We start from the raw sequence: 23,254 nt of genomic DNA, 5'->3' as shown, positions 1-23,254 counted from the left end.
TCGACCTAAGGGCTTCCGCTCAGCGCGCTGAGCGCGTCCTGGGCCGTCGTGGTCTTGATCGGCGCCCGCTGAACGATCGATCGAACAGGTGGCACTGTCTGGCACGATGACTCGGTGACCCTGATCGCTGCCGCCGACGGATCTGCCCTCGGCAACCCGGGCCCGGCCGGCTGGGCCTGGTACATCGACGGGCACCGCTGGGCGTGCGGTGGCTGGCCGCACGGCACCAACAACATGGGCGAGCTGACCGCCGTGCTCGACTTGTTGCGGCAGACCGCGGGCCACGACGACGACCTGCTGATCTACTGCGACTCGGTGTATGCGATCAACTCCATCACCAAGTGGATGCCGGGTTGGAAGCGCAAAGGGTGGCGCAAGGGCGACGGCAAGCCCGTGCTGAACGTCGAGATCATGAAGCAACTCGACGAGGCGATGCGCGACCGCCGGGTACGGTTCCAATGGGTCAAGGGTCACTCGGGCCACCCGCTGAATGAAGAGGCCGACCGGCTGGCCAACGGCGCCGCCGTGGCGTTCAAGCAGGGCCGGGAACCCGAACCAGGCCCGGGGTTCTCGGTTGTGCCGGGCGAGCGGGTCGGCACTGGGTCGCCGGATCAACCCGTCGAAATCGGGTCGCCGGGTGCGTGTGCCGCACCCGGGGTCTCGACCAGCTCGACCGGCGGGGTCTCGACCGGCGGGGGCAGGGCCTCGACCGGCGGGGGCAGGTCCTCGTCGGGATCGACTGGCGGAGGTAGTGACTCGGCGGTTCAAGATGACCTGTTCGCAGCCGACGAATTTGCCGCTGGCGGGCCGGAACCGACCGAGGAGGAGCGCGTCATCGCCCTGGAACGCTCCCTGCTGACCGATGCCGTGCGCAGCGATCCCGCTGAAGTGGCTGCACTGCTGCACCCCGATTTTCGTGAGGTCGGCGCGTCAGGACGGCTCTGGACGCGTCCCGAGCTGCTCGCGCACATCGCACCCTTGGGGCAGCCGCTGGAACTCGAGGTGGTGCGGGTCACCCGCGTGGCGCCTGAGGCGATTTTGCTGCTCTGGCGCTCGTTCGGCGCGTCCGGCTCAGCGCTGCGCAGTTCGTTGTGGGTGCGCGACCATGGCGACTGGACGCAACTGTTTCACCAAGGCACTCACGAGCTCTGAGTGCTACTCGGCCATTCTCGGGTGGCAGCGCTCTGGCCAGCGCCAGCGGGTCCGATCGTTCAGGGAAGCGCTGCTCAACGCGATCACCGCTGCTTGAGCGAGGCTGAAACCCCTTGCCGGAGGGCCATATGCGAGCTCTCGACATGCTCGACCAGCGCTCAGCCTGCTGTGCTCGGGCTCGGCAGGTGAGGTCGCGACCAGCGCTCAGCCTGCTGCACTGGGCCTCGGCAGGGGAGGTCTCGGCGAGCTCGACCAGGGCTCAACTGGTGTACTCGGGCTCGGCTTCGGGTTCTTCACCGAAGGCGAACCGGCGGCCGGTGATCTCGTCGGCTACCACCGCAATGACGTGCGTCTTCACCGTCGGCACCCAGGGCCGCAACGGCAATCGCTCCAGTTCGGCCAGTTCGTCGCTGCCGGTCACCTCGTGTGCCGTGCCCTTGACCACTACGCTCCAGCCGGTGCCGCCGCTCCAACTGTCGGCCTCGAAGGCCACAGCGGCGTTGAGGATCACCTGCACCAGCTTTGAGCCCTCCGCGGTGCGAAACACGATCGAACCGTCGTGCACCACGAAATTGACCGGGAAGATGTCGGGCTGCCCGCCGACCGCCGTGGCCAGTCGTCCGACCGACACCGTGCCGAGCAATTGCCAGGCCTCGTCGGCTGTTAACGCAACGATCGGGGAGTGAAGAGCCATATCCCATTCTCGCACTCGGCGGACGGCCCGGGGTGGGCTACGGTCAAGTCCATGTCGCGCATCATCGCCGGTAGTCGCAAAGGCCATCGGCTGCACACCCCGGCCGGCGACGCAACCCGTCCGACCTCCGATCGGGTGCGTGAGGCGGCGTTCGGGGTGCTCGCGTCCGAGCTGGGGCGGGTGGGTGACCCGGCGGTCATGCTCAGCGGCCAGGGCTTTCTCGATCTGTATGCCGGTTCGGGGGCCGTGGCGCTCGAGGCCGCCAGCCGCGGGGCAGCCTCGGTGGTCGCGGTTGAGAGTGATCGTCGGGCGGCGGAGGTGATTCGCCGCAACGTGGCCGACACCCGGCTCGGGGTGCGGGTGGTCAACACGAGCGTGGAGCGGTACCTGGCCGGTGCGCCGAGCGAGTTCGCCCTGTGCTGGCTCGACCCGCCCTACACGGTGCCCGGAACGACGGTCGCGGGGGTGGTCGAACGACTCGCCGACCACTGGCTGACGACCGGCGGCATCGTCGTGGTCGAACGCAGCAGCCGCGGCGGCGAGTTCGAATGGCCCGCGCGGTTGGGGGATCGCTGGCATCGTCGCTACGGTGAGACGACGCTGTACTTCGCCATGGAAGGGGAGGCATGAGAGCCGTGTGCCCCGGGTCTTTCGACCCGATCACGCACGGTCACCTCGACGTGATCACCCGGGCCGTTGCCCTGTTCGGCGAGGTGATCGTCGCCGTCGGCCGCAACTCGGCCAAAAAGTACCTGTTCGACACCGACGAGCGCATCGAGCTGGTCGGGGCCGCGGTCGCCGACCTGCCCGGAGTGAGGGTTGAGGTGCTGAGCGGTCTGCTGGTCGATTTCTGCCGCGACCGCGATGCCGGCTACGTCGTGAAGGGGTTGCGGTTCGCGTCCGACTTCGACTTCGAACTGCAGATGGCGCACATCAACCACTCCCTGACCGGTCTCGAGACCGTGCTGCTACCCGCCTCGGCGCGGTGGGGCACGCTGTCGTCCACGATGGTTCGCGAGGTCGCCGGCCTCGGCGGTGACGTGAGCGCGTTCGTGCCCGAGCTGGTCGCCGAACGCATCGAACAGAAGAGGAACACCGCGAATGGCTGAATCCACCGAAAACCGGCTGCTGGCCCTGCAGGCACTGGTCGAGCAGGCCAAGGCCGTGCCCATGTCGGCGACGTGCATGGTCAACCGGGCCGAAGTGCTGGCCCTGATCGAGCAGGCCCTGACGTCACACGCAGACGAGCTGAGCGCAGCCAAGGACGAGGCCAACGCCAGTCCACCGGTCCTGCAGCGGGCACGGGTCGAAGCCGAACAGATCGTGCAGGCCGCCGAGGCCAAGGCTGAACAGCTTGTGGAGGCCGCTTCGGTGCTTACCACTGCCCGTGAGCGGGCCGGCGAACTCGAGTCGAAGGCGATCGCCGAGGCCGACGGACTGCGGCGCGAGGCCGACGTCTACGTCGACGGACGAATGGCCACCCTGGAGGCGGGGTTGCAGAAGACCCTGAGTCAGATCCAGACCATGCGGGCCCGTCTGGCTGCCCGTTCCGGCTTGGACGGTGAGCCGTCCGCCTGATTTGGTTCAGGGGACGGTTCCGCATGGTTCAGGTGGTGTTTTCAGATGCTTCAGAGGGGAAGAGGAAGAACCATCTGGAACGTCCCTGAACCAGAGCCAAGCGTCCACTGAGCCAAGCGGGAACGGTCCCTGTGCCCGCGATTGGCGCCCGCTGAGCCAGCGGAAACCGTCCACAGGTCTGCGATTGGCGCCCGCGCGCGAGGCCCGGTAATGTGTCCCTTCGGTCATGACTATGTATCGCCATCCAGATCCTCGCTCCGGGCTCGTTATCGACACCCATGAGTTGGGGCGACGGGTCGGAGCCATGAAAGAGATCCAACGGATCGCTGAGGCGCCGGACGGCATTGGCATGGATGTGATCGGAGTGTCACCCGGTTCCCCCGTCGACCTCGACCTTCGGCTCGAGTCGGTGGTGGAAGGGGTGCTGGTCACCGGAACCGCCGTGGTTGCGTTGACGGGGCAGTGTGCGCGTTGCCTGGAGCGAATCGCCTCTGACGAGGAGGTCGATCTTCAGGAGCTGTACCTCTACCCCGACAAGGAACCCGACGACGAGGATGCCAGCCGCCTCGACGGCGAGCTGCTCGATCTTGAGCCGCTGCTGCGCGACACGGTGGTGCTCGACCTGCCGTACACGCCACTGTGCCGGCCGGACTGCGCAGGCCTGTGCCCCGACTGTGGGGCCGACCTCAACGCAGCACCCGACCATCGGCACGACGATCGCGTCGACCCGCGCTGGGCCGGCCTGACCGGGTGGACGACAGACCTAGACGACGAACAGGCCTCGCTGCAGGCCGAGAACAAGGAGTGAGCCGTGGCCGTCCCCAAGCGGAAGATGTCTCGGAGCAATACCCGGCACCGCCGTTCCCAGTGGAAGGCGTCCGTGCCCACCCTGGTCACCTGCGCCAATGCAGCCTGCCGCGAGAAGCACCTGCCGCACACCGCATGCCCCGCGTGCGGCCAGTACGGCCCGCGTGCCGCCCGGCGTCAGATTCTCGAACCCTGACATCAGCGGCGATGAGCCGCATTCACGACCAACTCGGCGAGCTGGGGATCGTCATCGATCCCCAGCTTTTCGAGCTTGCCCTCGTCCATCGCAGCTACGCCTACGAGAACGGGGCCATTCCGCACAATGAGCGGCTTGAGTTTCTCGGCGACTCGGTGCTGGGTCTGGTGATCACCGCTCATCTGTACCTGCGGTTTCCCGACTACCCCGAGGGACGGCTGGCGAAGCTGCGGGCCGCCGTGGTGAATGCCAACGCGCTGGCCGACGTGGCCCGGGGTCTCGAACTCGGCGCGCTGCTCAAACTCGGCAAGGGCGAGCTGATCAGCGGTGGGGCCGACAAGTCCTCGATTCTCGCCGACGCGTTCGAGGCCTTGCTGGGGGCGCTGTTCCTCTCGGCCGGACGCGACGCCGCCGACCGTTTCGTTCACACGCTCTTCGACGACCTCGTCGAAGCCGCGGACGGGCTGGGTGCAGGTCTGGACTGGAAGACCTCGCTGCAAGAACTCTGCGCCACCCTGGAACTCGTGGCCCCGAGCTATGCGGTCAGCGAATCGGGGCCCGACCACGACAAGCGCTTCGAGGCGGTTGCGGTGATCGGTGACCTGGTCTTCGCCGCCGCGGGTGGCCGCAGCAAGAAGCAGGCCGAACAGGGGGCCGCCAAGGCGGCCTTCGAGTCGCTCGCCGGCTAAGACGCTCAACGCACCAACCGCTGGTGAGGGGAGTGCTGATTGAGGCATCACGGCGGGCTGAGCGCGTCGGAATCGTTGTCAACGTGAGCAAGGGTCTCGACATGCTCGACCAACGACGCTCAGGGAAGCACTGATCAACGCAACCGCCGCTGGCTGCGTACGTCGAAACACCTTGCCAGCGCCGGATCTCCCAAGGTCTCGATGAGCTGGACCAATGACGGTCAGCGGCTGACTCCAATCAGCCGTTCAGTTCGGCCTCGTAGTGCTCCCAGCCCTGATCGAGGATGCGGAATCCCGCTTCCAGCATGGGGATCGGGTTCTCGCTGCCGCTGACCAGCAGCTGGATCTGCAGCACGAAGCGGGCGTAGGCCCGTACCTCGTCACTGGGCTCGGGCTCGCCGTGCTCGGCCGCGATGACCGCGGCCAGCGCGTCCTCGTGCCGCAGCCACATCCGGGCGGCGTAGTCGCCGAGCGCAGGCGTCCGATCGATGAACGCCAGAAACTCGCGGCGCTGCGCCCCGTCGTGGTCGAAGGGGGGCAGCAGCTCGGCGCGGTAGTAGTCGAGCAGGGCGGCCGAGATCGACGTCCCCGCCGGACGGTCACGCACCACCGCCACCAGTTGCTCGCGCTGCTCGTCGTCCTCGTCGAAGACGAGCGCCTCCTTCTGTGGGAAGTGGGCGAAAACGGTGGTCGGCGATACGTCCGCCTTCTCGGCGACCTCGCGGATGCTGACGTTGTCGAAGCCGCGCTCGAGGAAGAGCAGCGTGGCCGCGTTCGAGATTGCCTTGCGAGTGGCGGCCTTCTTCCGCTCGCGCCGGCCTTGGGGGCTGGGAATCGTACTCACACATCCACCATAGCGGTACGACTACACAACTGGGTTGACTTCAAAACTGGTGTAAGTACAGTTATGGTGTGACTTCAGTTAACCGGACTCCTCAGGCAGCGGGATCGCGCCGCGCCTGGGTGATGCTGATCGCGATCACCATGCTCAACGTCATCGGCATGACCGTCGTGCTGCCGGTGCTGCCCTTCGTCGTCGCCCGCTACGTGCCCGACCAGTCCCAGCTCGCGGTCTGGGTCGGCGTCCTCGAGACGATCAACGCGCTGTGCGCCTTCCTGGTCGCCCCGTTGTTCGGCGGCCTCTCCGACCGGTACGGACGCCGTCCGGTCATCGTGCTGGCGGCGTTCGGGGCGGCGATCGGCTTCGCCACCTTCGGCATCGGCGGCTCGATCTGGGTGCTGCTGGCCGGCCGGATCATCCAAGGCGTCACCGCCGGCGACATGCCCGCCCTGTTCGCCTACGCTGCCGACATCACCCCGGCCGAGGAACGCGCCAAGCGGTTCGGGCTGCTCGGCGCACTCTCCGGCATCGGGTTCATGATCGGTCCCGCGCTCGGCGGGCTGCTGGCCGCGATCGACATCGACCTGCCGGTCTTCGTCACCGCCGGCATCGCGCTGCTGGTCGCCGTCCTCTGCCTCTTCTTCCTTCCCGAAAGCCTCAAGCCCGAGAATCGGACGCCCACCCTGCAGCTCGAGCAACTCCATCCGGTGCAGGTGTTCCGTACCGCGTTCGCCCGGCCGAACCTGCGTGGCCTGCTCACCGCCCTGATCCTGATCGGCGTGCCGTTCTCCATGTTCGTGAACAACTTCAGCGTGCTCGCCATCGATGAGGTGCAGTGGAGCGCGACCCAGATCGGCCTGCTCACCGCGGCCATCGGCGTGTTGGACATCATCATCCAGGGCGGGCTGATGCAGCTGTTGTTGCCCCGGATCGGCGAGCGCGGCGTCATCGTCGCCGGTGTCGCGACCCAGGCGTTCGGCCTGCTGGCGCTCGCAATCGTCGCCTCGGTGCTGGCGCAACCCTGGCTGCTGATCGTCGGCACGCTGGCGCTCGGTGCCGGCCAGGGCCCGGCGACCGCCGCGATGGACGGCATCATCTCGACCCAGGCCGGTGACGACGAGCAGGGCTGGATCGCGGGCGTCATGCAGTCGCTCAACACTGGTGTCAATGTGCTCGCGCCGGTTCTGGCGGGCGTGCTCTACGCGAGCGTGGCTCACGCGCTGCCGTACTGGCTCGGCCTGGTCATGATGATCGGCGCCCTGGTCGTGTTGTCCCGGGTCCCGTTCGCCAGTCCGTCGAAGCGGACGCCGTCCGAGCCGGAGTTGGCGGTGACGACCGCCGAGTAGCGCCGGGCGGAGTGGCAGAATCGCCGGGTGCCCGAGCTTCCCGAAGTCGAGACCGTCCGCGCCGGCCTGGCCGGCCTCATCACCGGACGCCGCATCGCCGCGGTCACCGTGCTGCATCCGCGGCCGGTGCGCCGTCACCCCGGCGGTCCGGACGACTTCGCCGCCACCCTCGCCGGCCGCACCTTCGCCGAGCCCCGGCGACGCGGCAAGTACCTGTGGCTGCCCTTCACCGACGGCGACGCCCTCTTGGCACACCTCGGCATGAGCGGCCAGTTCCGGTTCGATTGCTCGGACGCCCCGCTGCTGCGGAACACCCGGGTGCTGTTCGATCTGGGCCCGTCGTCCGACCCGGTGGTTGAGCCTGTCGAAACCACGTCGCCAGCCGACCCAGCCGATCGGGTCTCGACAAGCGCGACCCGCGCAACGCAGCTCAGGTTCATCGATCAGCGCATGTTCGGCGGACTCTCGCTCAGCCCGGACGGCGCCGACCTGCCCGCCGAACTCCGCCACATCGGACGCGACCCCTTCGACCCACAGTTCGATCTCGCCGCCGCGGTCGCCCGGATCCGTGCCAAGCGCAGCGCCATCAAGCGGGTGCTCCTCGACCAGACGGTGGTTTCGGGCATCGGCAATATCTACGCCGACGAAGCGTTGTGGCGGGCCCGGCTGCACTACGACCGTCCGGCCGACACCCTCACCGCCGCCAAGGTCCGCGAACTACTCGGCCACGCCCGCGACGTGATGGCCGACGCCCTGGCCCAGGGCGGCACGTCCTTCGACTCGCTCTACGTGAACGTCAACGGCTCCTCGGGCTACTTCTCACGTCTTCTACGCTCATATTCCCGCGCTGGCGAGCCCTGCTTCCGCTGCGGCGCTCTGATCGTGCGCGAGCCGTTCATGAATCGCTCGTCGTACTTCTGTCCGCGGTGCCAGCCCAGACCGCGGCGATGAGGTGTGCCCACCTCGATTCGTCAGCACCGGCCGCCATCACAACCACGGATCTTGTGGGATGCGGGGCGGCTCCGGGTCACCCGAGGGAGTCGAACACGGGGCCGAGGGCGTCGAGCAGCGGCGAGAGCGCTTCGTCGCCGGTGATGGTCTCCAGTTCTCCGATCTCGATCCCTACGATCTCGCTGCGCGCGAGCGCGGTCGCCGCGTCGTGCAGCTCCGCCAGACTGATCCCGTCCCGGACGTTGTAGTCGGTGGGCACGATGCCAGGCTCCAGGACGTCGCAGTCGACGTGGACGTACACCGGTCGGCCCGCGACGGCGTCGCCGAGGCGCGGGCCGAAGTCGGGGCCGGGAGCGACGAGGAGCAGCCTGGACCAGCCGACGAACTCGGTCTCCGGCGGGTCGATGTCGCGGACGCCGGCGAGGATGACGTTCTCCGTCGCCACCTCCGCGCCGAGGCCAGACTCCCATGCACCGAGAGGCCCGGATAGTGCGAGGCCGCCGAGGTAGCCGGTGGTGGTGCTCTCGGGTGTGTTGACGTCGGCGTGGGCGTCGAACCAGACCACGACGGCGTCCGGGCGGTGGTGTGCGACGACGGGGAGTGTGGCCAGGGCGACGGCACACCGCCCCAGCGCGGTGACTGGTGTCTCGCCGCGCTCGAACAGGTCCCGGTAGTGCGCCGCCAGCCGCTCCAGCTCCGGGCGCGCGGCGTCGAGCTCGATTTCCCAGCCGGTCGACAGGGCTGGGCGGGGCGAGCCGATGACTGTCGGCGCTGCGCCGAAGCGGTCGGCCAGCGCACGGGCCAGGCGCGGCGAAGCGGCCATCGCCCGGTCGTTGTGGTCGCCTGCGCGCCCGGCGAAGTGAGTGACGGCGACGCTCGCTCCGACGGCTGCCCGGTCATTCATGCTCTGCTCCTGAGATATTCGTTCTGCGTGGTCATCAACCACGCTACGATTCAGCGAGTTGGTGAATCAACTGGCATAAAGCTACCGTTTTGCGGTGGCATCCAGCGATCTGCTGGCCTGCGATAGGCTATGTGCCGTGCTCGACGACACTGACCACCGATTGCTCGCCCTGCTGAGGGCGGATGCGCGCACGCCGCTCGCGGAACTCGCGCGGCAGGTCGGGGTGAACCGCTCGACGGTCTCGGCGAGGATCGAGCGAATGGTCGCCGACGGGGTGATCGAGGCGTTCACCGTGCGGGTGGGCAACGACGTCGATCGCGACGCGATCCGCGGGGTGTCGATGCTCTCAATCGCGCCGAACCGGGGGAAGGATGTCGTGCGGACCGTCCGCGGGTTCCCCGAGGTCGAGCAGCTGCACTCCACGATCGGAGAATGGGACCTCGTCGTCCACCTGCGAGCGGTCAGCCTGTCTGAGTTCGACGCGGCACTCGAGCGCATCCGCGCCGTCCCCGGCGTGACGGACACACGGACGAGCCTGCTGTTCAACTCTCTGACCGGGCGGTGATAGGTCGGCGCCGGCGGCAGTGCGGCGATGCCTCGCAGCAGGCGTTCTCGATGTTGGATCTGGCCATGGGAGCCGGGGATGGCGCTGTGCCGGCCGTTCCGCTCTGATCGTCGCCGGACGGGCACGCTCTGCGGAGGTGAGAGCTGCACATTCGGAGCATCTGCATCCCATGATATGACTATCATGCTCGTCATATCATCATTATCGGGATATTGCGATTGTCATATCTGAAGGGAGTGCGCGCATGGCCGGGTACAAGATCGACCGACAGCTTGCCGAATTCGGCGAGCACGTGCGGGGCTGGCGCATGGTGCTGGGCCTGACGGCGCAGCAGGTGTCCGAGCGCGCCGGCATCACCCGCGACACCCTGCGCAAGATCGAGAACGGCGACCCGAGCGCGGGCTTCGGCAATGTCGCGCAGGTGCTGCGCGCTCTCGGCGTGCTCGACCAGGTCGTCAGTGCCGTGGATCCGCTGAACAGTGACATCGGTCGCCTGCGCGCTGGGAATCTTGCGAAGAAGCGCGCGCGATGACCACCATCGAGGTCCTCGTCGACGTGGCGGGCGGCGCGCGCGTGGTGGGCCAGGCGCACTTCACCAGGCAGCGTGGCCAGATCTCCACCACGTTCCTCTACGACCCGGACTACCTGTCGAGCGACGGCACGAGCATCGACCCCGCCCTGCCGCTGGTCTCGGGCGCGCAGCACCAGTCCGGGCTGGTGCGCGCCTTCGCTGACAGCGCTCCCGATCGCTGGGGCCGCAACCTCGTCGAGAAGGCGGAGCGCGCGCGTGCCCGCGACGAGGGCCGCGGGCCGCGCCGGCTGGACGACCTCGACTTCCTCCTGGGCGTCAGCGACGACACGCGGCAGGGCGCGCTGCGCTACCGGCTACCGGGAGGACGGGCGTTCCTCGGCAAGCCCGCGACCGTCCCGCGGCTGGTTTCGCTGCCAGAGCTGCTGCGCGCATCGGACGAGCTGGTCTCCGACGAGGACCCCGCTGCTGCGGTGAAGCAGCTGCTGGACACCGGCACGACTGGCCTGGGAGGCGCGCGGCCCAAGGCCTCGGTGCGCCTCGAGGATGGCTCACTGGCGATCGCGAAGTTCCCGCACGGCAGCGACCGGTGGGACGCCATGGCCTGGGAGGCGACGGCGCTCGACCTGCTGGAGGCCGCCGGGATCAGGACGCCGCGGCGGCGGCTCACCAGGGTGGGGCAGCGCAGCGTGCTGATCCTGAGCAGGTTCGACCGGACCGGCGAAGGGCACCGGATCGGCTACATCAGCGCGATGACCGCGCTGAGCGCGGCCGACGGAGAAGACCGCGACTATGTCGAGATTGCCGAAGCGATACGAGACCTGTCCTGGTCGCCCAAGGCTGACCATCACGAGCTCTTCGACCGTGTCGTCGCATCCGTCGTCTTAGGCAACACGGACGACCATCTGCGCAACCACGGCTTCCTTGCCGATCGCGGCTCCTGGACGCTGAGCGCTGTGTTCGACGTGAACCCGAACCCCGACCCGCAGCGGGCCCGCTCGACCACGATCATGGGAGCCGACGCCCCACCCGACGAGGCCGAGGCGCTGCTCGCTCTCGCGGAAGAGTGCAGCCTCTCGCCCGCCCAGGCCCGCGAGCGTATGGCGCGCGTGGCCGGAGCGGTCGCCGGGTGGCGCGACGCCGCTCGGAGAAACGGTGTCCGCGAGCAGGAGATCACGATGATGGCCGAGTCGATCGAACCGCGGATGAACACGGTGATCGCTACCGCGGGGAAGGCGTGAACATAGCCTCGACAAATGCCCGCGTCCACTCGCTGTACGTGAACGTGCAGCGGCATCCGGGTCGCGCAGGCCGGATGGCGTCCGGCCTCTCTGCGGGAGATACTGCGCGGCAATGCTCTGCTCATGCCAAACAAGGATCTCAGGTTCACGGTGACGTCCTGCACGGTCGCGCACCTATACGAGGTGAGGTGGAAGGTGCTGAACCGCGGACCGGAGGCCGAACGCCGGAACAACGTCCGCGGGCAGATCATCGGCTCGAGCAAGCCAAACGTCCGGAAGGGGTGCACCACCTCCGGGGGAAAGGGGCACGTCGTCGAGTGCTTCGTGGTCAAGGACGAGGTGGTGGTTGCACGGGACCGGATCGACGTGCCGATCAGCAGCACGAGCGACGTGTCGGCAGGGATCTCGTAGGCGCCTCCTAGACGCGACGGGGCGTCACCGCGGCGATCACGCATGAGGGTGGGTCTGGGAACACTGTCTCGTTGGCCTGGTGCTCAGCCAAACTGCGTTGCGAGACGTGGATCGGCGCCAGGGAGTCAGCCGCGCCAGAGGTCGAGCGACTCCCAGTTCCGAGGCGCGCCGATCGACTCGATTGTCAGGACATGAGAGGCCGGGAAGTCGCGCAGCAGCGCAGCCATCTGCTCCGCCCAGTCGCTGCCGGGTTCGATGGATGGTAAGAGATGGGCGATGACGGCGAGGGCCTTGTAGGTGCCGAAGACCCCCTTCGCCCCGCTGCAACTGCAGCCGGTCGTGACGATCCCGGCCAAGGCCCAGCGCGACATCGCGTCCGCATATAGCGTCTCGGACACGTGGATCCCTCCGCGCGCGTCCGTGCAGACCTTGGCGGATCGTGTTTCTCCGCATGGGACTCGACTACGCCACGGCGAGGAGACGGTTTGAGTCAGCGCCCCGCTGACTGTGCACCGCCGTTGCGACGAGCCGATGTTTAGCCTGTTCAATGACATCGCTTACAACGGCATCATGGTCAGCGGCGTCACCCGCCGACCCGACCATTTCGACAGCCCGAACGGTGCGCGCATCCCGGCGAGCCGTTGGCTGGACGAGGCTGCGACGACTGCTGGCACCCATCTTCAGCGCAACCAGATCGCCCGCCTGCGGCGGCAGATCGAGGCACTCAGAGACGACGGAATCGCGGCTGACGAGATGATCGCCATCTCGCCATTCCGAGAGGTCGCCGACCACCTCGGACGACTCGACCAGGACTACCCAGGGCTCAGGGCCGGCACGATCCACACCGCGCAAGGCCGTGAGGCCGACGTCGTCTTCCTCGTCCTTGGCGGCGACCCGACAGCGCCCGGGGCGAAAGCGTGGGCGGCGGCCACGGTCAACCTCGTCAACGTCGCCGCCAGCCGTGCCAAGCGACGCCTCTACGTCATCGGAGACCAGTCCGCCTGGGCCAAGCACCACTACTTCAACCAGCTTGCCGCAGCCCTCGACCAGAGCACCCGTCAGGATCGACAAGGAGCGTGAACTCACCATGGGACACGCCACCAACTGCGAGACCGCGAAGACGTACACCTGCGTGTGCCCCTGCGGAGGGGCACGACATGGCGCGATCCTGATCAGGGGCATCGCCACTTCTGACCCGGCAAACCAGGTCGAGGCCACCAATTGGGCCGAGCCTCGCCGTTGGATTCGTTTGCCGGAGGCGACGCGGGCGACGACGATCAAAGACCGAGTCGCCGACCGCCATCCCGCGGTGACAGGAATCGTCAGCGAATTGGTGATCACCCTCGTCGAACAGGCCCGCACCGACGGCGAGGTCGACGCCGTCGCTGCACTGGCGCACCAGATCTCCGACGAGATCGGCGACGAGTTCGAACGGCATCTCGACGGCGGTGGCCCTGACCATCGCAGCTCCCGGCACCTCTGGTGCGTCGTACTGGCGACACTCTGCCGCCTCTACGACCACGGAATCAACCTCGTCAACGGGGCCCTTGATGATTTCGTCGAGAACATCATGAAGGCCCTGCGAGAAGACATTTCGACCGACAGGGGCGAGGAGAGTCAGCCTCGGGACATCTACCAGCACCGGTACCGGATCGTCGCGGCGTTCGAAGTCGCCGAGTACGCGTTCCTGGTGGCACTGATCAAGAAGGCGGTTCGCGCGGTCACGACAGCCATCAAGGAGATCGGCGAAGAAGCTGTGTTCAAGCATCTTCGCCTGATCGGCGCGATCACGTGCCCCGATCCCGATAGGCATCCGGAAGTCATTAGGCATTGCTTGTGGCCTCTCCTGTCCGGGCCGTTCAAGGAGATGCTCGAAGCCTCCATCGCGACCGAGATGCGCACGTGGCTGCGCAATGCATACTCCGTAGTGCCCGCTGGTTGAGAACGCGACCTCCGTGGCACGCGACTCAGACGTATCCAAGCGTCAACCCTTGGGCCTGCAGCCTGGTGAACAGCCCTACGTCCGCTTCAATCGCACTCCGAGTGCGTATCAACAGCTTGTATGCCTGCGAGTCGAGTTGCGACTCGACTCGCAGTTGGTGGATGCAGATGGCTGGGCGAGTCGGGCTACTTCGAGCGCTCCCTGGCTGCGTACGGCCGCGAGGGCATGCCCTGCCTGCGCCGCGGACATCCGATCAAACGAGAGCCGTTCATGAACCGGTCGTCGTTTCGCTGCCCGAACTGCCAGCGGCGGGTGATGGCGCGCTGGGCCGCATCCGGGTACTCGGTGGATCATGGGCCAGCGCTCCGAGATCTCTTCAAGATGAGGGACCGCCGACGCAAGACTGTTAACGGGGAGAAGGCGTTAGGCGTAGCGAGAGATCTGAGTGCTTGCGGCGTCCTCGTCCCGCCTGCGAGATGCTTGCAGACCGTCCCGGCGCGGTATCCAAGCGGTGTCAGAGGTCATCGATAGCGTAGGGCGCGTCCTCAGGGCACAACTGAAGACGCCCCTCGGCGCAGGAGACGAACCACATGACACCGACTACCAAAGAGGCCCAGCGCGCCGAGTTGCACAAGACGATCTGGCGCATCGCGAACGACCTGCGCGGCAGCGTCGACGGGTGGGACTTCAAGACCTACGTGCTCGGCACACTGTTCTACCGCTTCATCTCCGAGAACCTCACCTCCTACGTCAACCGGGGCGAGCACGAGGCGGGCAACCTCGAGTTTGACTATCCGCTCTTGTCCAACCGAGAGGCCGAGGTGGCTCGTGCAGAACTGGTGGCGGAGAAGGGCTTCTTCATCTACCCGTCCGAGTTGTTCCAGAACGTGCGCGAGCGTGCGCCTCGGGACGCGAACCTCAACGAGACACTGGAGCGGGTCTTCAACAACATCGAGGCATCGGCGGTCGGCACGGACAGCGAGGACGATCTGAAGGGCCTGTTCGACGACCTCGACGTCAACAGTTCCAAGCTCGGCAACACGGTCGCCAGGCGCAACGAGAAGCTCGTGAAGCTGCTCGATGCGATCGGCGATCTGCCGCTGGGAGACTTCGAAGACAACGCGATCGACCTGTTCGGTGACGCCTACGAATACCTGATGCAGATGTACGCCTCACAGGCAGGCAAGTCCGGCGGCGAGTACTACACGCCGCAGGAAGTCTCCGAGGTGCTCGCGAAGATCACCGTTGTCGGCAAGACCCGGGTGAACAAGGTCTATGACCCAGCCGCCGGATCGGGGTCGCTGCTGCTGAAGTTTGCGAAGGTGCTCGGACGTGACAACGTCGGCGGCTTCTTCGGTCAGGAGATCAACCTGACCACCTACAACCTCGCCCGCATCAACATGTTCCTGCACGACGTGAACTACGAGAAGTTCAACATCGCGCACGGCGACACGCTCGTCGATCCGCAGCACTGGGATGACGAACCGTTCGAGGCGATCGTCTCCAACCCGCCTTACTCGATCAAATGGGAGGGCGACGCGAACCCGCTGCTGATCAACGATGAGCGTTACGCACCGGCGGGTGTGCTGGCGCCGAAATCGAAGGCCGACCTAGCCTTCACGATGCACATCCTCTCGTGGCTGGCCGTGAACGGAACGGCCGCTATCGTCGAGTTCCCCGGCGTGCTGTACCGGGGCGGTGCCGAGCGAAAGATCCGCCAGTACCTGATCGACAACAACTACGTGGACGCCGTGATCCAGCTGCCGCCCGACCTGTTCTTCGGCACGACGATCGCGACCTGCATCATCGTGCTGAAGAAGTCGAAGACCGACAACGCGGTGCTGTTCATCGACGCCTCGGCCGAGTTCACCCGGGTCGGCAACAAGAACAAGCTGCTGCCCCAGCACCAGCAGCACATCCTCGGTACCTTCACCACGCGGGACAATGTCGACCACGTCGCCAAGCTCGTGCCGAACGAGGACATCGCCGCGAACGACTACAACATCGCCGTGTCCTCTTATGTCGAACAGGAGGACACCCGCGAGGTGATCGACATCCGAGCGCTGAACGCCGAGATCGCGCGCATCGTCGCCCGCCAAGCCGAGCTGCGCACCTCGATCGACGCCATCGTGGCCGATCTTGAGGGCACCTCGTAGTGTCGGCGGTCGTGAGTAGGGTGCCGCTATGAGTAAGGGCCAGCAGTCTGACGAGCACCGGGGGCTCGTCCGATCGTCCGCTGCGGAGTACTTGACTTTCGTCGCTGCCACGGGCGACGGCGGTGATGCAGTCGAGTTGCGCTACGAGGACGAGAACATCTGGCTGACTCAGAAGCTGATGGCCGAGCTCTACGGTGTCTCCGTCGCGACGATCAACCGACACCTGCGGGTTCTTCGTGAGGATGGCGAGATCGACGGGGCAACTATTAGAGATTTTCTAATAGTTCAACGAGAAGGTACTCGCGACGTGTCACGGACCGTAGCCCACTACAACCTGCAGGCCTCAATCGCCGTCGGCTTCAAGGTGAACAACCCACGCGCCGTGCAGTTCCGCAAGTGGGCGAACCTGATCGTCAAGGACTACACGATCCAGGGTTGGGTCATGGACGCCGAGCGTCTGAAGGCCGGTCACCTGTTCACCGACCAGTACTTCGCTCGACAGCTCGATCTGGTACGCGAGATTCGCGCGTCGGAGCGCCTGTTCTACCAGAAGGTAACCGACATCTACGCGACGGCGTTCGACTACGACGCGTCGGCTCGCACCACGCGTGACTTCTTCGCGATGGTCCAGAACAAGCTGCACTGGGCGGTTCATCGTCACACGGCGGCCGAGCTGATCGTGGAGCGCGCCGACGCTGACGTGCCCCATATGGGGCTCACCACATGGGCATCGGCCCCGGGCGGCAAGATCGTGAAGTCCGATGTGTCGATCGCGAAAAACTATCTCAGCGAAGACGAGCTTCAGTTCTTGAACCGCCTCGTCTCGATGTACCTCGACTTCGCGGAGTTCCAGGCGATGCGCAAGATCCCGATGTCGATGCAGGACTGGGCCGCCCGGCTCGACGGCTTCCTCGAGTTCAACGGCACCGAGATCCTGGTCGGCCCCGGCAAGGTATCGGCGGAGCAGGCGAAACTGCACGCCGAGACCCAGTTCGAGCGGTACCGGATCGTTCAGGACCGGCTGTTCAAGAGCGACTTCGACCGCTTCCTCGAAGCTTCGGACGTGAGTGACAAGGAGGCGGGGAAGTGAGCCGTATTGAAGAGCTGATCGCCGAGTTGTGCCCGAGCGGTGTTGAGTTCAAGGTGCTGGGTGACGTCTTGCGTATTAAGAACGGCAAGGACCATAAGCACCTAGGGGATGGCGAGATTCCAGTCTACGGAAGTGGCGGGATCATGCGGTACGCCGATGCTCCTGCGGCTGAAGGGCCATCGGTCCTGATACCGCGGAAGGGTTCTCTCGGGAATGTCTTCTACGTTGAAGGCCCGTTTTGGGTGGTGGATACAATCTTCCGAACTGAAATTGACACCTCTCAGGTCGAGCCGAAGTTTATATATCACCAGCTGCTCACGATGAAGCTTGGTGAGATGAATCAGGCTGGCGGCGTTCCGAGCCAGACTCAAAGCGTTCTGAACTCTCTGCAGATCCCCGTTCCGCCTCTCGAGGTGCAGCGGGAGATTGTGAGAGTATTGGATCAGTTCACTCAGCTGGAGGCGGAGCTGGAGGCGGAGCTGGAGGCGGAGCTGGAGGCTCGACGCCAGCAGTATGCCTACTACCGAGACCAACTGTTGTCCTTCCGCGAAGAGGGCCCGGTCTACTGGGTCCCGATGGGTCAGCTTGGGACATTTACTCGTGGTCGCCGGTTTACGAAAGGCGACCTCGTCGCGGCGGGTATTCCGAGCATCCACTACGGGGAGATCTATACACACTATGGGACTTCAGCCGTGGAGACACGGTCTCATGTTCGGGAAGACCTCGCCGCACAGCTCCGGTATGCCAGACCTGGAGATGTCGTGATCGCAGGGGTTGGCGAGACTGTCGAGGACGTCGCCAAATCCGTTGCTTGGCTGGGTGACTCCGAAGCTGCAATCCACGACGACAGCTTCGCTTTTCGCTCCGACGCAGATCCGGTCTATATCGCCTACGTCATGCAGACAGGAGCCTTCCATGCGCAGAAGGAGAGACACGTCTCTCGTGCCAAAGTGAAGCGCATCGGCGGTGAAAGTTTGGGCAAGATCGTCATCCCTGTTCCCCCGCTGGAAGAGCAGCGTCGGATCGTGGCCATCCTCGACAAGTTCGACGCGCTTGTCAACGACCTGAGCGTGGGTCTTCCTGCCGAACTCAACGCACGCCGGAAGCAGTACGAGTACTACCGTGACAAGCTGCTGACTTTCCGTGAGGCGGCATGATCCCTGAGTTCTTCACACCGAACCCGCAGTGGCGCGAGCAGATCGACGCGATCGTCGAGCTGGTCGGGCGCATCGTTGTCTTGGAGCAGCTCTCCGCGGGTGTGGTGGGGCTGCGGCGGCGCAACCGGGTGCTGGCGGTGAGCAGTTCGACGGCGATCGAAGGCAACACGTTGTCGCTTGCGCAGGTGGAGGCGATTGCGAACGGCGAACCTGTCTTCGCCCCGCCACCACATCCATCCCTTCCGTGACGGCAACGGACGCATCGGTCGGTTGTGGCAGAGGCTGATCCTCAGCAGGTGGCGGTCGCTGTTCGCTTCGGTGCCCGTCGAATCGCTGATCCGCGAGAATCAAGCCGGGTACTACCTGGTTCTTCAGGCCTCGCACGACCCCGAGATCGACGCCGCGTCGTTCAGCGACTACATGCTGGTCGTCGCCGCGCGGACGCTCACCGAGTACGAGCGCCAGGTTCAACGAAACACCGGGCCTGACGACGTAAATGGCGAGGCAAATGACGACCTAAACGAGCGCCTGCTCGCCGTGCTGCGCCAGCATCCGCAGTGGAGCGCGGCGCGGATCGCCCAAGCACCTCGGGGTGAGCCGGCGGACAGTGCAACGGCGCCGCAACCAGCTCCGAGGCGCGGGCAAGATCCGGTACGTCGGCCCCGCGAAGACGGGCCTGGTAGGTGCAGGATCAGTGAACCGAGCCACATCGGTACGAGCCATCGCGGTCGCGGCCGAGAGCCTCGTCCGACATGAGTAGCATCAAGTAGATTTCCCATCTACTCTTGGACGATGAACGCTATCTCGGTCGCCGAACTGCGACAGAACCCCACCGAGGCGCTGGCCCGTGCCGAGGCAGGCGAAACCGTCGTCATCACACGTCACCGTCACCCCATCGCCAAGATCGTGCCGCTCGACGCGCCGGGTGTCACACTCATCCCGGCGCGCAAGCGCGGACGGGCCAATCTCGATGAGCTACTTGGCCCTCCGCGAAGGACGCACGACGAAGTCGAAGCACTGCTGGCCGAGATGAAAGAGGATCGGTGAATCGCTACTACCTCGACAGCTCGGTAGCGGCGCACGCCATCCTCGCCGGTGGTCACGCACGTGAGTGGCTGGATGACGTCACTCGCCAGGACGATGTCGAACTGGTGTCCTCGCGACTTCTGCAGACAGAACTGACCCGTACCCTCCGCCGCGAGGGCGTGCCAGTCGGCGATCGGAGTTCGGTGCTCGACTATGTAGCCCTGATCCCGATCACAGAGCCGATCCTTGCCGCCGCCGAGGCGATCACCGAGCACACCAAGACGCTCGACGCCATCCATCTGGCGAGCGCGCTGGCCGTGGGTGGCGACCTCGAACTGGCCACCCACGACGCGAACATGCGACGGCTTGCGGAGCTGCTGGGCCTCCGCGTCATCGACCCCGTCGCGGAGGCACCATGACTGACGCAGCCGCACGACGCTACGAGCCGATAGCGGTCTCCACCGAGAGCACCGTCGTCGCCGAGTACGTCCCGGACGCCAAGGCGGAGGCTGCCTACCAGTCGGAGGCCGCGCTGGAGCGCGAGTTCATCCGCCTGCTGCAGTCCCAGGCGTACGAGTACCTGCCGATCACGTCCGAGGCGCAGCTCGTCGCGAATCTGCGCACCCAGTTGGAAGCGCTGAACGGGATCACCATCTCCGACTCCGAGTGGCGGGACTTCTTCGAAAACACGATTTCCGGCAAGAACGACGGCATCGCCGAGAAGACCGTACGGATCCAGGAGGACCACGTTCAACTCCTCAAGCGTGACGACGGTTCGACGAAGAACATCACGCTGCTGGACAAGCAGAACATCCACAACAACCGACTGCAAGTGATCAACCAGTACACCAACGAAGGCCGAACTGCTGAGGCCGAGGCAGGTGTCGACGAGCGCAGTGAGGAACACGAGGTCGACCGAGCCGACCCGCTCGACGAGCGAAGTGCGGGCGGGCGCTACGGGAACCGCTACGACGTGACGGTGCTCGTGAACGGCTTGCCGATGGTGCACATCGAACTGAAGCGTCGTGGTGTGGACCTCCGTGAGGCGTTCAACCAGATCGACCGCTACCAGCGCGACAGCTTCTGGGCCGGCTCCGGTCTGTTCGAGTACGTGCAACTGTTCGTCATCAGCAACGGCACGCTGACGAAGTATTACTCGAACACGACCCGCAGCCAGCACCTCAAGGAAGGTCAGGTGTCGGCACGCTCAGCCAGTGGTCGCAACCGCAAGACGTCGAACAGCTTCGAGTTCACGTCGTGGTGGGCGGACGCGCAGAACAGGCCGATCCAAGACCTGAGCTCGTTCGCGAGGACGTTCTTCGCCAAGCACGCGCTGTTGAACATCCTGACCCGTTACTGCGTGCTCACCGCCGACCGGATGCTGCTGGTGATGCGTCCGTACCAGATCGTCGCGACGGAGCGGATTCTGCAGCGCATCGAGATCGCCACCAACTACAAGCGCCTCGGCACGGTGGAAGTTGGTGGCTACGTGTGGCACACCACCGGTTCGGGCAAGACGCTCACCAGCTTCAAGACGGCACAGCTTGCGTCGGCGTTGCCGAGTGTGGAGAAGGTGCTGTTCGTCGTAGACCGCAAGGATCTCGACTACCAGACGATGCGCGAGTACGACCGCTTCCAGAAAGGCGCGGCCAACTCCAACACCTCCACGGCTGTGCTGAAGCGTCAGCTGGAAGACCCCGCCGCGCGGATCATCATCACGACGATCCAGAAGTTGTCGATGTTCATCAAGGCGAACAAAGGGCATGCGGTCTACGACCGGCACGTGGTGATCATCTTCGATGAGTGTCACCGGTCCCAATTCGGTGACATGCACACCGACATCATCCGCTCGTTCAAGCGGTACAACCTGTTCGGCTTCACCGGTACGCCGATCTTCGCCGCCAACAGCGGCAGTGGAGGCAACCCCCAGCTCAAGACCACCGAGCAGGCGTTCGGGGAGAAGCTGCACACCTACACGATCGTGGACGCGATCACCGACAAGAACGTGCTGCCCTTCCGCATCGACTACGTCAACACCGTCAAGGTCGGCACCGTCATCGACAAGCAGGTCTCCGCGATCGACGCCGAGAAGGCGCTCCTGGACCCGAGGCGGATCAGCGAGATTGTGAAGTACACGCTGGAGCACTTCGACCAGAAGACGAAGCGGGCTTCCAGCTACGAGCACCTCGTCGTCACCAACGTTGCCGAGGCGGCGCGCACGCGACGCCAGGAGGCCGTGCGCCAGCGCAAGCGAGTGCGCGGGTTCAACGCGATCTTCGCGACCGCCTCGATCGATGCTGCGCGCCGGTACTATAATCACTTCCACGTTCAGCAGCGGGAACTGCCGCCGGACAAGCGGCTGAAGATCGGTCTCATCTACTCCTACGGCGCGAACGACGCCACCGATGACGGCATCCTCGATGACGAGGCCTTCGACACTGACGCCCTGTCGATAGATGCTCGCGGCTTCCTGGAGGACGCGATCCAGGACTACAACGACCTGTTCGGCACGAGCTACGACACCAGCGCGGAACGGTTCCAGAACTACTACAAAGACCTCTCGCAGCGACTGAAGAACCGCGAACTCGACCTGGTGATCGTGGTCAACATGTTCCTCACCGGGTTCGACGCCACGACGCTGAACACCCTGTTCGTCGACAAGAACCTGCGCGCGCACGGCCTGATTCAGGCCTACTCGCGGACGAACCGCATCCTCAACTCCGTGAAGACCTACGGCAACATTGTCGCGTTCCGCGACCTCGAGGAGGAGACCAACAAGGCGCTAGAGCTCTTCGGCAACAAGGATGCCCGCGGCGTCGTCCTGCTGAAACCCTACGGCGACTACTACGGGGAGTACGCCGAGAAGGTACAGGAGTTGCTGAGCAGGTTCCCGCTCGGGCAGCCGATCATCGGGGAGCGTGCGCAGAAGGAGTTCATCCAGCTGTTCGGGGCGATCCTGCGGCTGGAGAACATCCTCACCTCCTTCGACGACTTCGCCGGCAACGAGATCCTTACCGAACGCCAGGGGCAGGACTACCGCAGCGTCTACCTCGACCTGTACGCGGAGTTCCGCAAAGGGGTGACGGCCGAGAAGGAAGTCATCAACGACGATGTGGTCTTCGAGATCGAACTCATCAAGCAGGTCGAGGTCAACGTCGACTACATCCTCATGCTGGTGGCCAAGTACCGGGAGCAGTTCGGTGACGGCCAGGACAAGGAGATCCGCTCCGAGATCAGCCGCGCCGTGGACGCGAGCCCGACGCTGCGCAACAAGAAGGACCTCATCGAGGCATTCGTGGACTCCGTCTCTGTCGACGGGGCGATCGATGAGGAATGGCAGGCCTTCGTGGCCGCCCAACGAGAAGCGGAACTGGCGACGATCATCAAGGAGGAGAACCTCCGCGCCGACGAGACTCGCGCGTTCGTCGAGACCGCGTTCCGGGACGGCACACTCCGTACTACCGGAACTGCCATCACGAAGGTGCTCCCGCCGACCTCACGCTTCGCCGCAGGAGGAGGTCATGGGGAGAAGAAGCAGCGCGTGATCCAGAAGCTCGGGGCGTTCTTCGAGCGCTTCTTCGGGTTCGGCGTGGGAGGAGGCAACTGATACAGGCTGTCAGGACTGGCGATCACGGCGAGACCTACGATCAGGGTCGCCGACTTCGACGAAGCGAGACCGTTTGCCGTTCCTCGGTGCTTCAGGCAAACTCGGCGCAGGCGCGCCTGAGCGTCTGCGGCAGCTAAGAGCACTCACAAGAAGACGCGGTCGAGCGCGATCCTGGTCGGCCCACGGAGTCGGGCCCGGTGTCGATCCGGCAGAGCCCGGGAATGTCGGCCGGCTCTGGATCGGTCCTGAGGGCTCCCGCGATCTCGCTGACTTCTCCCGTTGGGCGCTGTAACGCCCGTCGGGTCGGCAGGTGCGTCGGTTTGAGGTGCAGCAATCAGCGACGCGAAGCTGAAGAGCCGGTGGTGCCGGTGC

At 65.4% G+C, this 23,254-nt stretch carries 27 protein-coding genes and 1 pseudogene; 24 read left to right on the top strand and 4 right to left on the bottom strand.

The genetic code is table 11. The annotated features are described in order from the left end of the window. Positions 1 to 114 precede the first annotated feature (114 nt). Positions 115 to 1,152, top strand: coding sequence for an RNase H family protein (locus QM721_RS09525; RefSeq protein WP_415121298.1), 1,038 nt, complete (start codon positions 115 to 117; stop codon positions 1,150 to 1,152). Between the two features lie 259 nt (positions 1,153 to 1,411). On the opposite strand, the gene QM721_RS09520 is transcribed toward QM721_RS09525, so the two are convergent. Beyond that, positions 1,412 to 1,846 (bottom strand): pyridoxamine 5'-phosphate oxidase family protein, encoded by a 435-nt coding sequence (locus tag QM721_RS09520; RefSeq protein ID WP_415121296.1) that lies wholly within the window; start codon positions 1,844 to 1,846, stop codon positions 1,412 to 1,414. Between the two features lie 51 nt (positions 1,847 to 1,897). Here QM721_RS09520 and QM721_RS09515 point away from each other — a divergent pair, with 51 nt between their 5' ends. The 6 genes from QM721_RS09515 to rnc all read left to right on the top strand — a co-directional run bounded on the left by QM721_RS09515 (position 1,898) and on the right by rnc (position 5,116). Next, a complete protein-coding gene (locus QM721_RS09515; RefSeq protein WP_415121294.1) occupies positions 1,898 to 2,476 on the top strand; it encodes an RsmD family RNA methyltransferase in 579 nt (192 codons plus the stop codon). Next, positions 2,473 to 2,955 carry a pantetheine-phosphate adenylyltransferase gene (gene coaD / locus QM721_RS09510; protein WP_415121292.1) on the top strand — a complete coding sequence of 161 codons (483 nt, stop codon included), beginning with the start codon at positions 2,473 to 2,475 and terminating at the stop codon, positions 2,953 to 2,955. The genes QM721_RS09515 and coaD overlap by 4 nt, the downstream gene beginning before the upstream one ends. After that, entirely contained in the window at positions 2,948 to 3,424 is a 477-nt protein-coding gene (locus QM721_RS09505) for a hypothetical protein (protein ID WP_415121290.1), read from the top strand. Before coaD ends, QM721_RS09505 begins: the two co-directional genes overlap by 8 nt. A gap of 226 nt (positions 3,425 to 3,650) precedes the next feature. Beyond that, positions 3,651 to 4,232 (top strand): YceD family protein, encoded by a 582-nt coding sequence (locus QM721_RS09500; RefSeq protein ID WP_415121288.1) that lies wholly within the window; start codon positions 3,651 to 3,653, stop codon positions 4,230 to 4,232. 3 nt (positions 4,233 to 4,235) lie between these two features. Next, the gene (gene rpmF, locus QM721_RS09495; RefSeq protein ID WP_415121286.1) at positions 4,236 to 4,427 is read left to right on the top strand and encodes a 50S ribosomal protein L32; all 192 of its coding nucleotides are present in this window, start codon (positions 4,236 to 4,238) and stop codon (positions 4,425 to 4,427) included. Positions 4,428 to 4,438: 11 nt separating this feature from the next. Then, positions 4,439 to 5,116 carry a ribonuclease III gene (gene rnc, locus QM721_RS09490; RefSeq protein WP_415121284.1) on the top strand — a complete coding sequence of 226 codons (678 nt, stop codon included), beginning with the start codon at positions 4,439 to 4,441 and terminating at the stop codon, positions 5,114 to 5,116. 238 nt (positions 5,117 to 5,354) lie between these two features. Here the strand turns inward: rnc and QM721_RS09485 are convergent, their stop codons facing one another. Then, positions 5,355 to 5,960, bottom strand: coding sequence for a TetR/AcrR family transcriptional regulator (locus tag QM721_RS09485; RefSeq protein WP_415121282.1), 606 nt, complete (start codon positions 5,958 to 5,960; stop codon positions 5,355 to 5,357). A gap of 68 nt (positions 5,961 to 6,028) precedes the next feature. Here QM721_RS09485 and QM721_RS09480 point away from each other — a divergent pair, with 68 nt between their 5' ends. Both QM721_RS09480 and mutM read left to right on the top strand, forming a co-directional pair. Continuing rightward, positions 6,029 to 7,303 carry an MFS transporter gene (locus QM721_RS09480; protein WP_415121280.1) on the top strand — a complete coding sequence of 425 codons (1,275 nt, stop codon included), beginning with the start codon at positions 6,029 to 6,031 and terminating at the stop codon, positions 7,301 to 7,303. Positions 7,304 to 7,330: 27 nt separating this feature from the next. Next, positions 7,331 to 8,254 (top strand): bifunctional DNA-formamidopyrimidine glycosylase/DNA-(apurinic or apyrimidinic site) lyase, encoded by a 924-nt coding sequence (mutM, locus tag QM721_RS09475; RefSeq protein ID WP_415121278.1) that lies wholly within the window; start codon positions 7,331 to 7,333, stop codon positions 8,252 to 8,254. A gap of 76 nt (positions 8,255 to 8,330) precedes the next feature. On the opposite strand, the gene QM721_RS09470 is transcribed toward mutM, so the two are convergent. After that, positions 8,331 to 9,158 (bottom strand): arginase family protein, encoded by an 828-nt coding sequence (locus QM721_RS09470; protein WP_415121276.1) that lies wholly within the window; start codon positions 9,156 to 9,158, stop codon positions 8,331 to 8,333. A gap of 136 nt (positions 9,159 to 9,294) precedes the next feature. On the opposite strand from QM721_RS09470, the gene QM721_RS09465 reads away from it, so the two are divergent. The 4 genes from QM721_RS09465 (at position 9,295) to QM721_RS09450 (ending at position 11,904) form a co-directional block, all read left to right on the top strand. Beyond that, positions 9,295 to 9,723 carry an Lrp/AsnC family transcriptional regulator gene (locus tag QM721_RS09465; protein ID WP_415121274.1) on the top strand — a complete coding sequence of 143 codons (429 nt, stop codon included), beginning with the start codon at positions 9,295 to 9,297 and terminating at the stop codon, positions 9,721 to 9,723. A 244-nt stretch (positions 9,724 to 9,967) separates the two neighbouring features. After that, the gene (locus QM721_RS09460) at positions 9,968 to 10,255 is read left to right on the top strand and encodes a helix-turn-helix domain-containing protein (protein ID WP_415121272.1); all 288 of its coding nucleotides are present in this window, start codon (positions 9,968 to 9,970) and stop codon (positions 10,253 to 10,255) included. Next, entirely contained in the window at positions 10,252 to 11,493 is a 1,242-nt protein-coding gene (locus QM721_RS09455; RefSeq protein ID WP_415121270.1) for a type II toxin-antitoxin system HipA family toxin, read from the top strand. Before QM721_RS09460 ends, QM721_RS09455 begins: the two co-directional genes overlap by 4 nt. A gap of 54 nt (positions 11,494 to 11,547) precedes the next feature. Further along, positions 11,548 to 11,904 (top strand): nucleotide-binding domain-containing protein, encoded by a 357-nt coding sequence (locus tag QM721_RS09450; RefSeq protein WP_415122068.1) that lies wholly within the window; start codon positions 11,548 to 11,550, stop codon positions 11,902 to 11,904. Between the two features lie 125 nt (positions 11,905 to 12,029). Here QM721_RS09450 and QM721_RS09445 read toward each other — a convergent pair whose 3' ends face one another. After that, a complete protein-coding gene (locus tag QM721_RS09445) occupies positions 12,030 to 12,302 on the bottom strand; it encodes a hypothetical protein (protein WP_415121268.1) in 273 nt (90 codons plus the stop codon). A gap of 133 nt (positions 12,303 to 12,435) precedes the next feature. Here QM721_RS09445 and QM721_RS09440 point away from each other — a divergent pair, with 133 nt between their 5' ends. The 11 genes and pseudogenes from QM721_RS09440 to QM721_RS09390 all read left to right on the top strand — a co-directional run bounded on the left by QM721_RS09440 (position 12,436) and on the right by QM721_RS09390 (position 22,882). Next, complete coding sequence (locus QM721_RS09440; protein WP_415121266.1) at positions 12,436 to 12,984, top strand: AAA domain-containing protein; 549 nt, start codon at positions 12,436 to 12,438, stop codon at positions 12,982 to 12,984. Positions 12,985 to 12,991: 7 nt separating this feature from the next. After that, entirely contained in the window at positions 12,992 to 13,846 is an 855-nt protein-coding gene (locus QM721_RS09435) for a hypothetical protein (protein ID WP_415121264.1), read from the top strand. A gap of 174 nt (positions 13,847 to 14,020) precedes the next feature. Further along, positions 14,021 to 14,155 (top strand): annotated as a pseudogene (locus QM721_RS09430) (DNA-formamidopyrimidine glycosylase); the annotation flags it as partial. A 281-nt stretch (positions 14,156 to 14,436) separates the two neighbouring features. Then, the gene (locus tag QM721_RS09425) at positions 14,437 to 16,002 is read left to right on the top strand and encodes a type I restriction-modification system subunit M (RefSeq protein WP_415121262.1); all 1,566 of its coding nucleotides are present in this window, start codon (positions 14,437 to 14,439) and stop codon (positions 16,000 to 16,002) included. A 28-nt stretch (positions 16,003 to 16,030) separates the two neighbouring features. Beyond that, positions 16,031 to 17,092 (top strand): RhuM family protein, encoded by a 1,062-nt coding sequence (gene rhuM, locus QM721_RS09420; protein WP_415121260.1) that lies wholly within the window; start codon positions 16,031 to 16,033, stop codon positions 17,090 to 17,092. Beyond that, complete coding sequence (locus QM721_RS09415) at positions 17,089 to 18,249, top strand: restriction endonuclease subunit S (RefSeq protein ID WP_415121258.1); 1,161 nt, start codon at positions 17,089 to 17,091, stop codon at positions 18,247 to 18,249. The genes rhuM and QM721_RS09415 overlap by 4 nt, the downstream gene beginning before the upstream one ends. Further along, positions 18,246 to 18,497: a hypothetical protein gene (locus QM721_RS09410; RefSeq protein ID WP_415121256.1), complete on the top strand. Its 252-nt coding sequence runs from the start codon at positions 18,246 to 18,248 to the stop codon at positions 18,495 to 18,497. Before QM721_RS09415 ends, QM721_RS09410 begins: the two co-directional genes overlap by 4 nt. Beyond that, the gene (locus QM721_RS09405) at positions 18,445 to 19,005 is read left to right on the top strand and encodes a Fic family protein (protein ID WP_415121254.1); all 561 of its coding nucleotides are present in this window, start codon (positions 18,445 to 18,447) and stop codon (positions 19,003 to 19,005) included. The genes QM721_RS09410 and QM721_RS09405 overlap by 53 nt, the downstream gene beginning before the upstream one ends. Positions 19,006 to 19,041: 36 nt before the next feature. Beyond that, entirely contained in the window at positions 19,042 to 19,296 is a 255-nt protein-coding gene (locus tag QM721_RS09400; RefSeq protein WP_415121252.1) for a type II toxin-antitoxin system Phd/YefM family antitoxin, read from the top strand. Next, a complete protein-coding gene (locus QM721_RS09395; RefSeq protein ID WP_415121250.1) occupies positions 19,293 to 19,694 on the top strand; it encodes a type II toxin-antitoxin system VapC family toxin in 402 nt (133 codons plus the stop codon). The genes QM721_RS09400 and QM721_RS09395 overlap by 4 nt, the downstream gene beginning before the upstream one ends. Continuing rightward, on the top strand, positions 19,691 to 22,882 hold the full coding sequence (locus QM721_RS09390; RefSeq protein ID WP_415121247.1) for a type I restriction endonuclease subunit R: 3,192 nt from the start codon (positions 19,691 to 19,693) through the stop codon (positions 22,880 to 22,882). The genes QM721_RS09395 and QM721_RS09390 overlap by 4 nt, the downstream gene beginning before the upstream one ends. Positions 22,883 to 23,254: the final 372 nt, after the last annotated feature.

Origin of the sequence: Micropruina sp. (assembly GCF_047602085.1) — a bacterium.
In the GTDB taxonomy this organism is placed as follows: domain Bacteria; phylum Actinomycetota; class Actinomycetes; order Propionibacteriales; family Propionibacteriaceae; genus Micropruina.
This window is presented reverse-complemented; position numbering and strand designations above follow the sequence as displayed.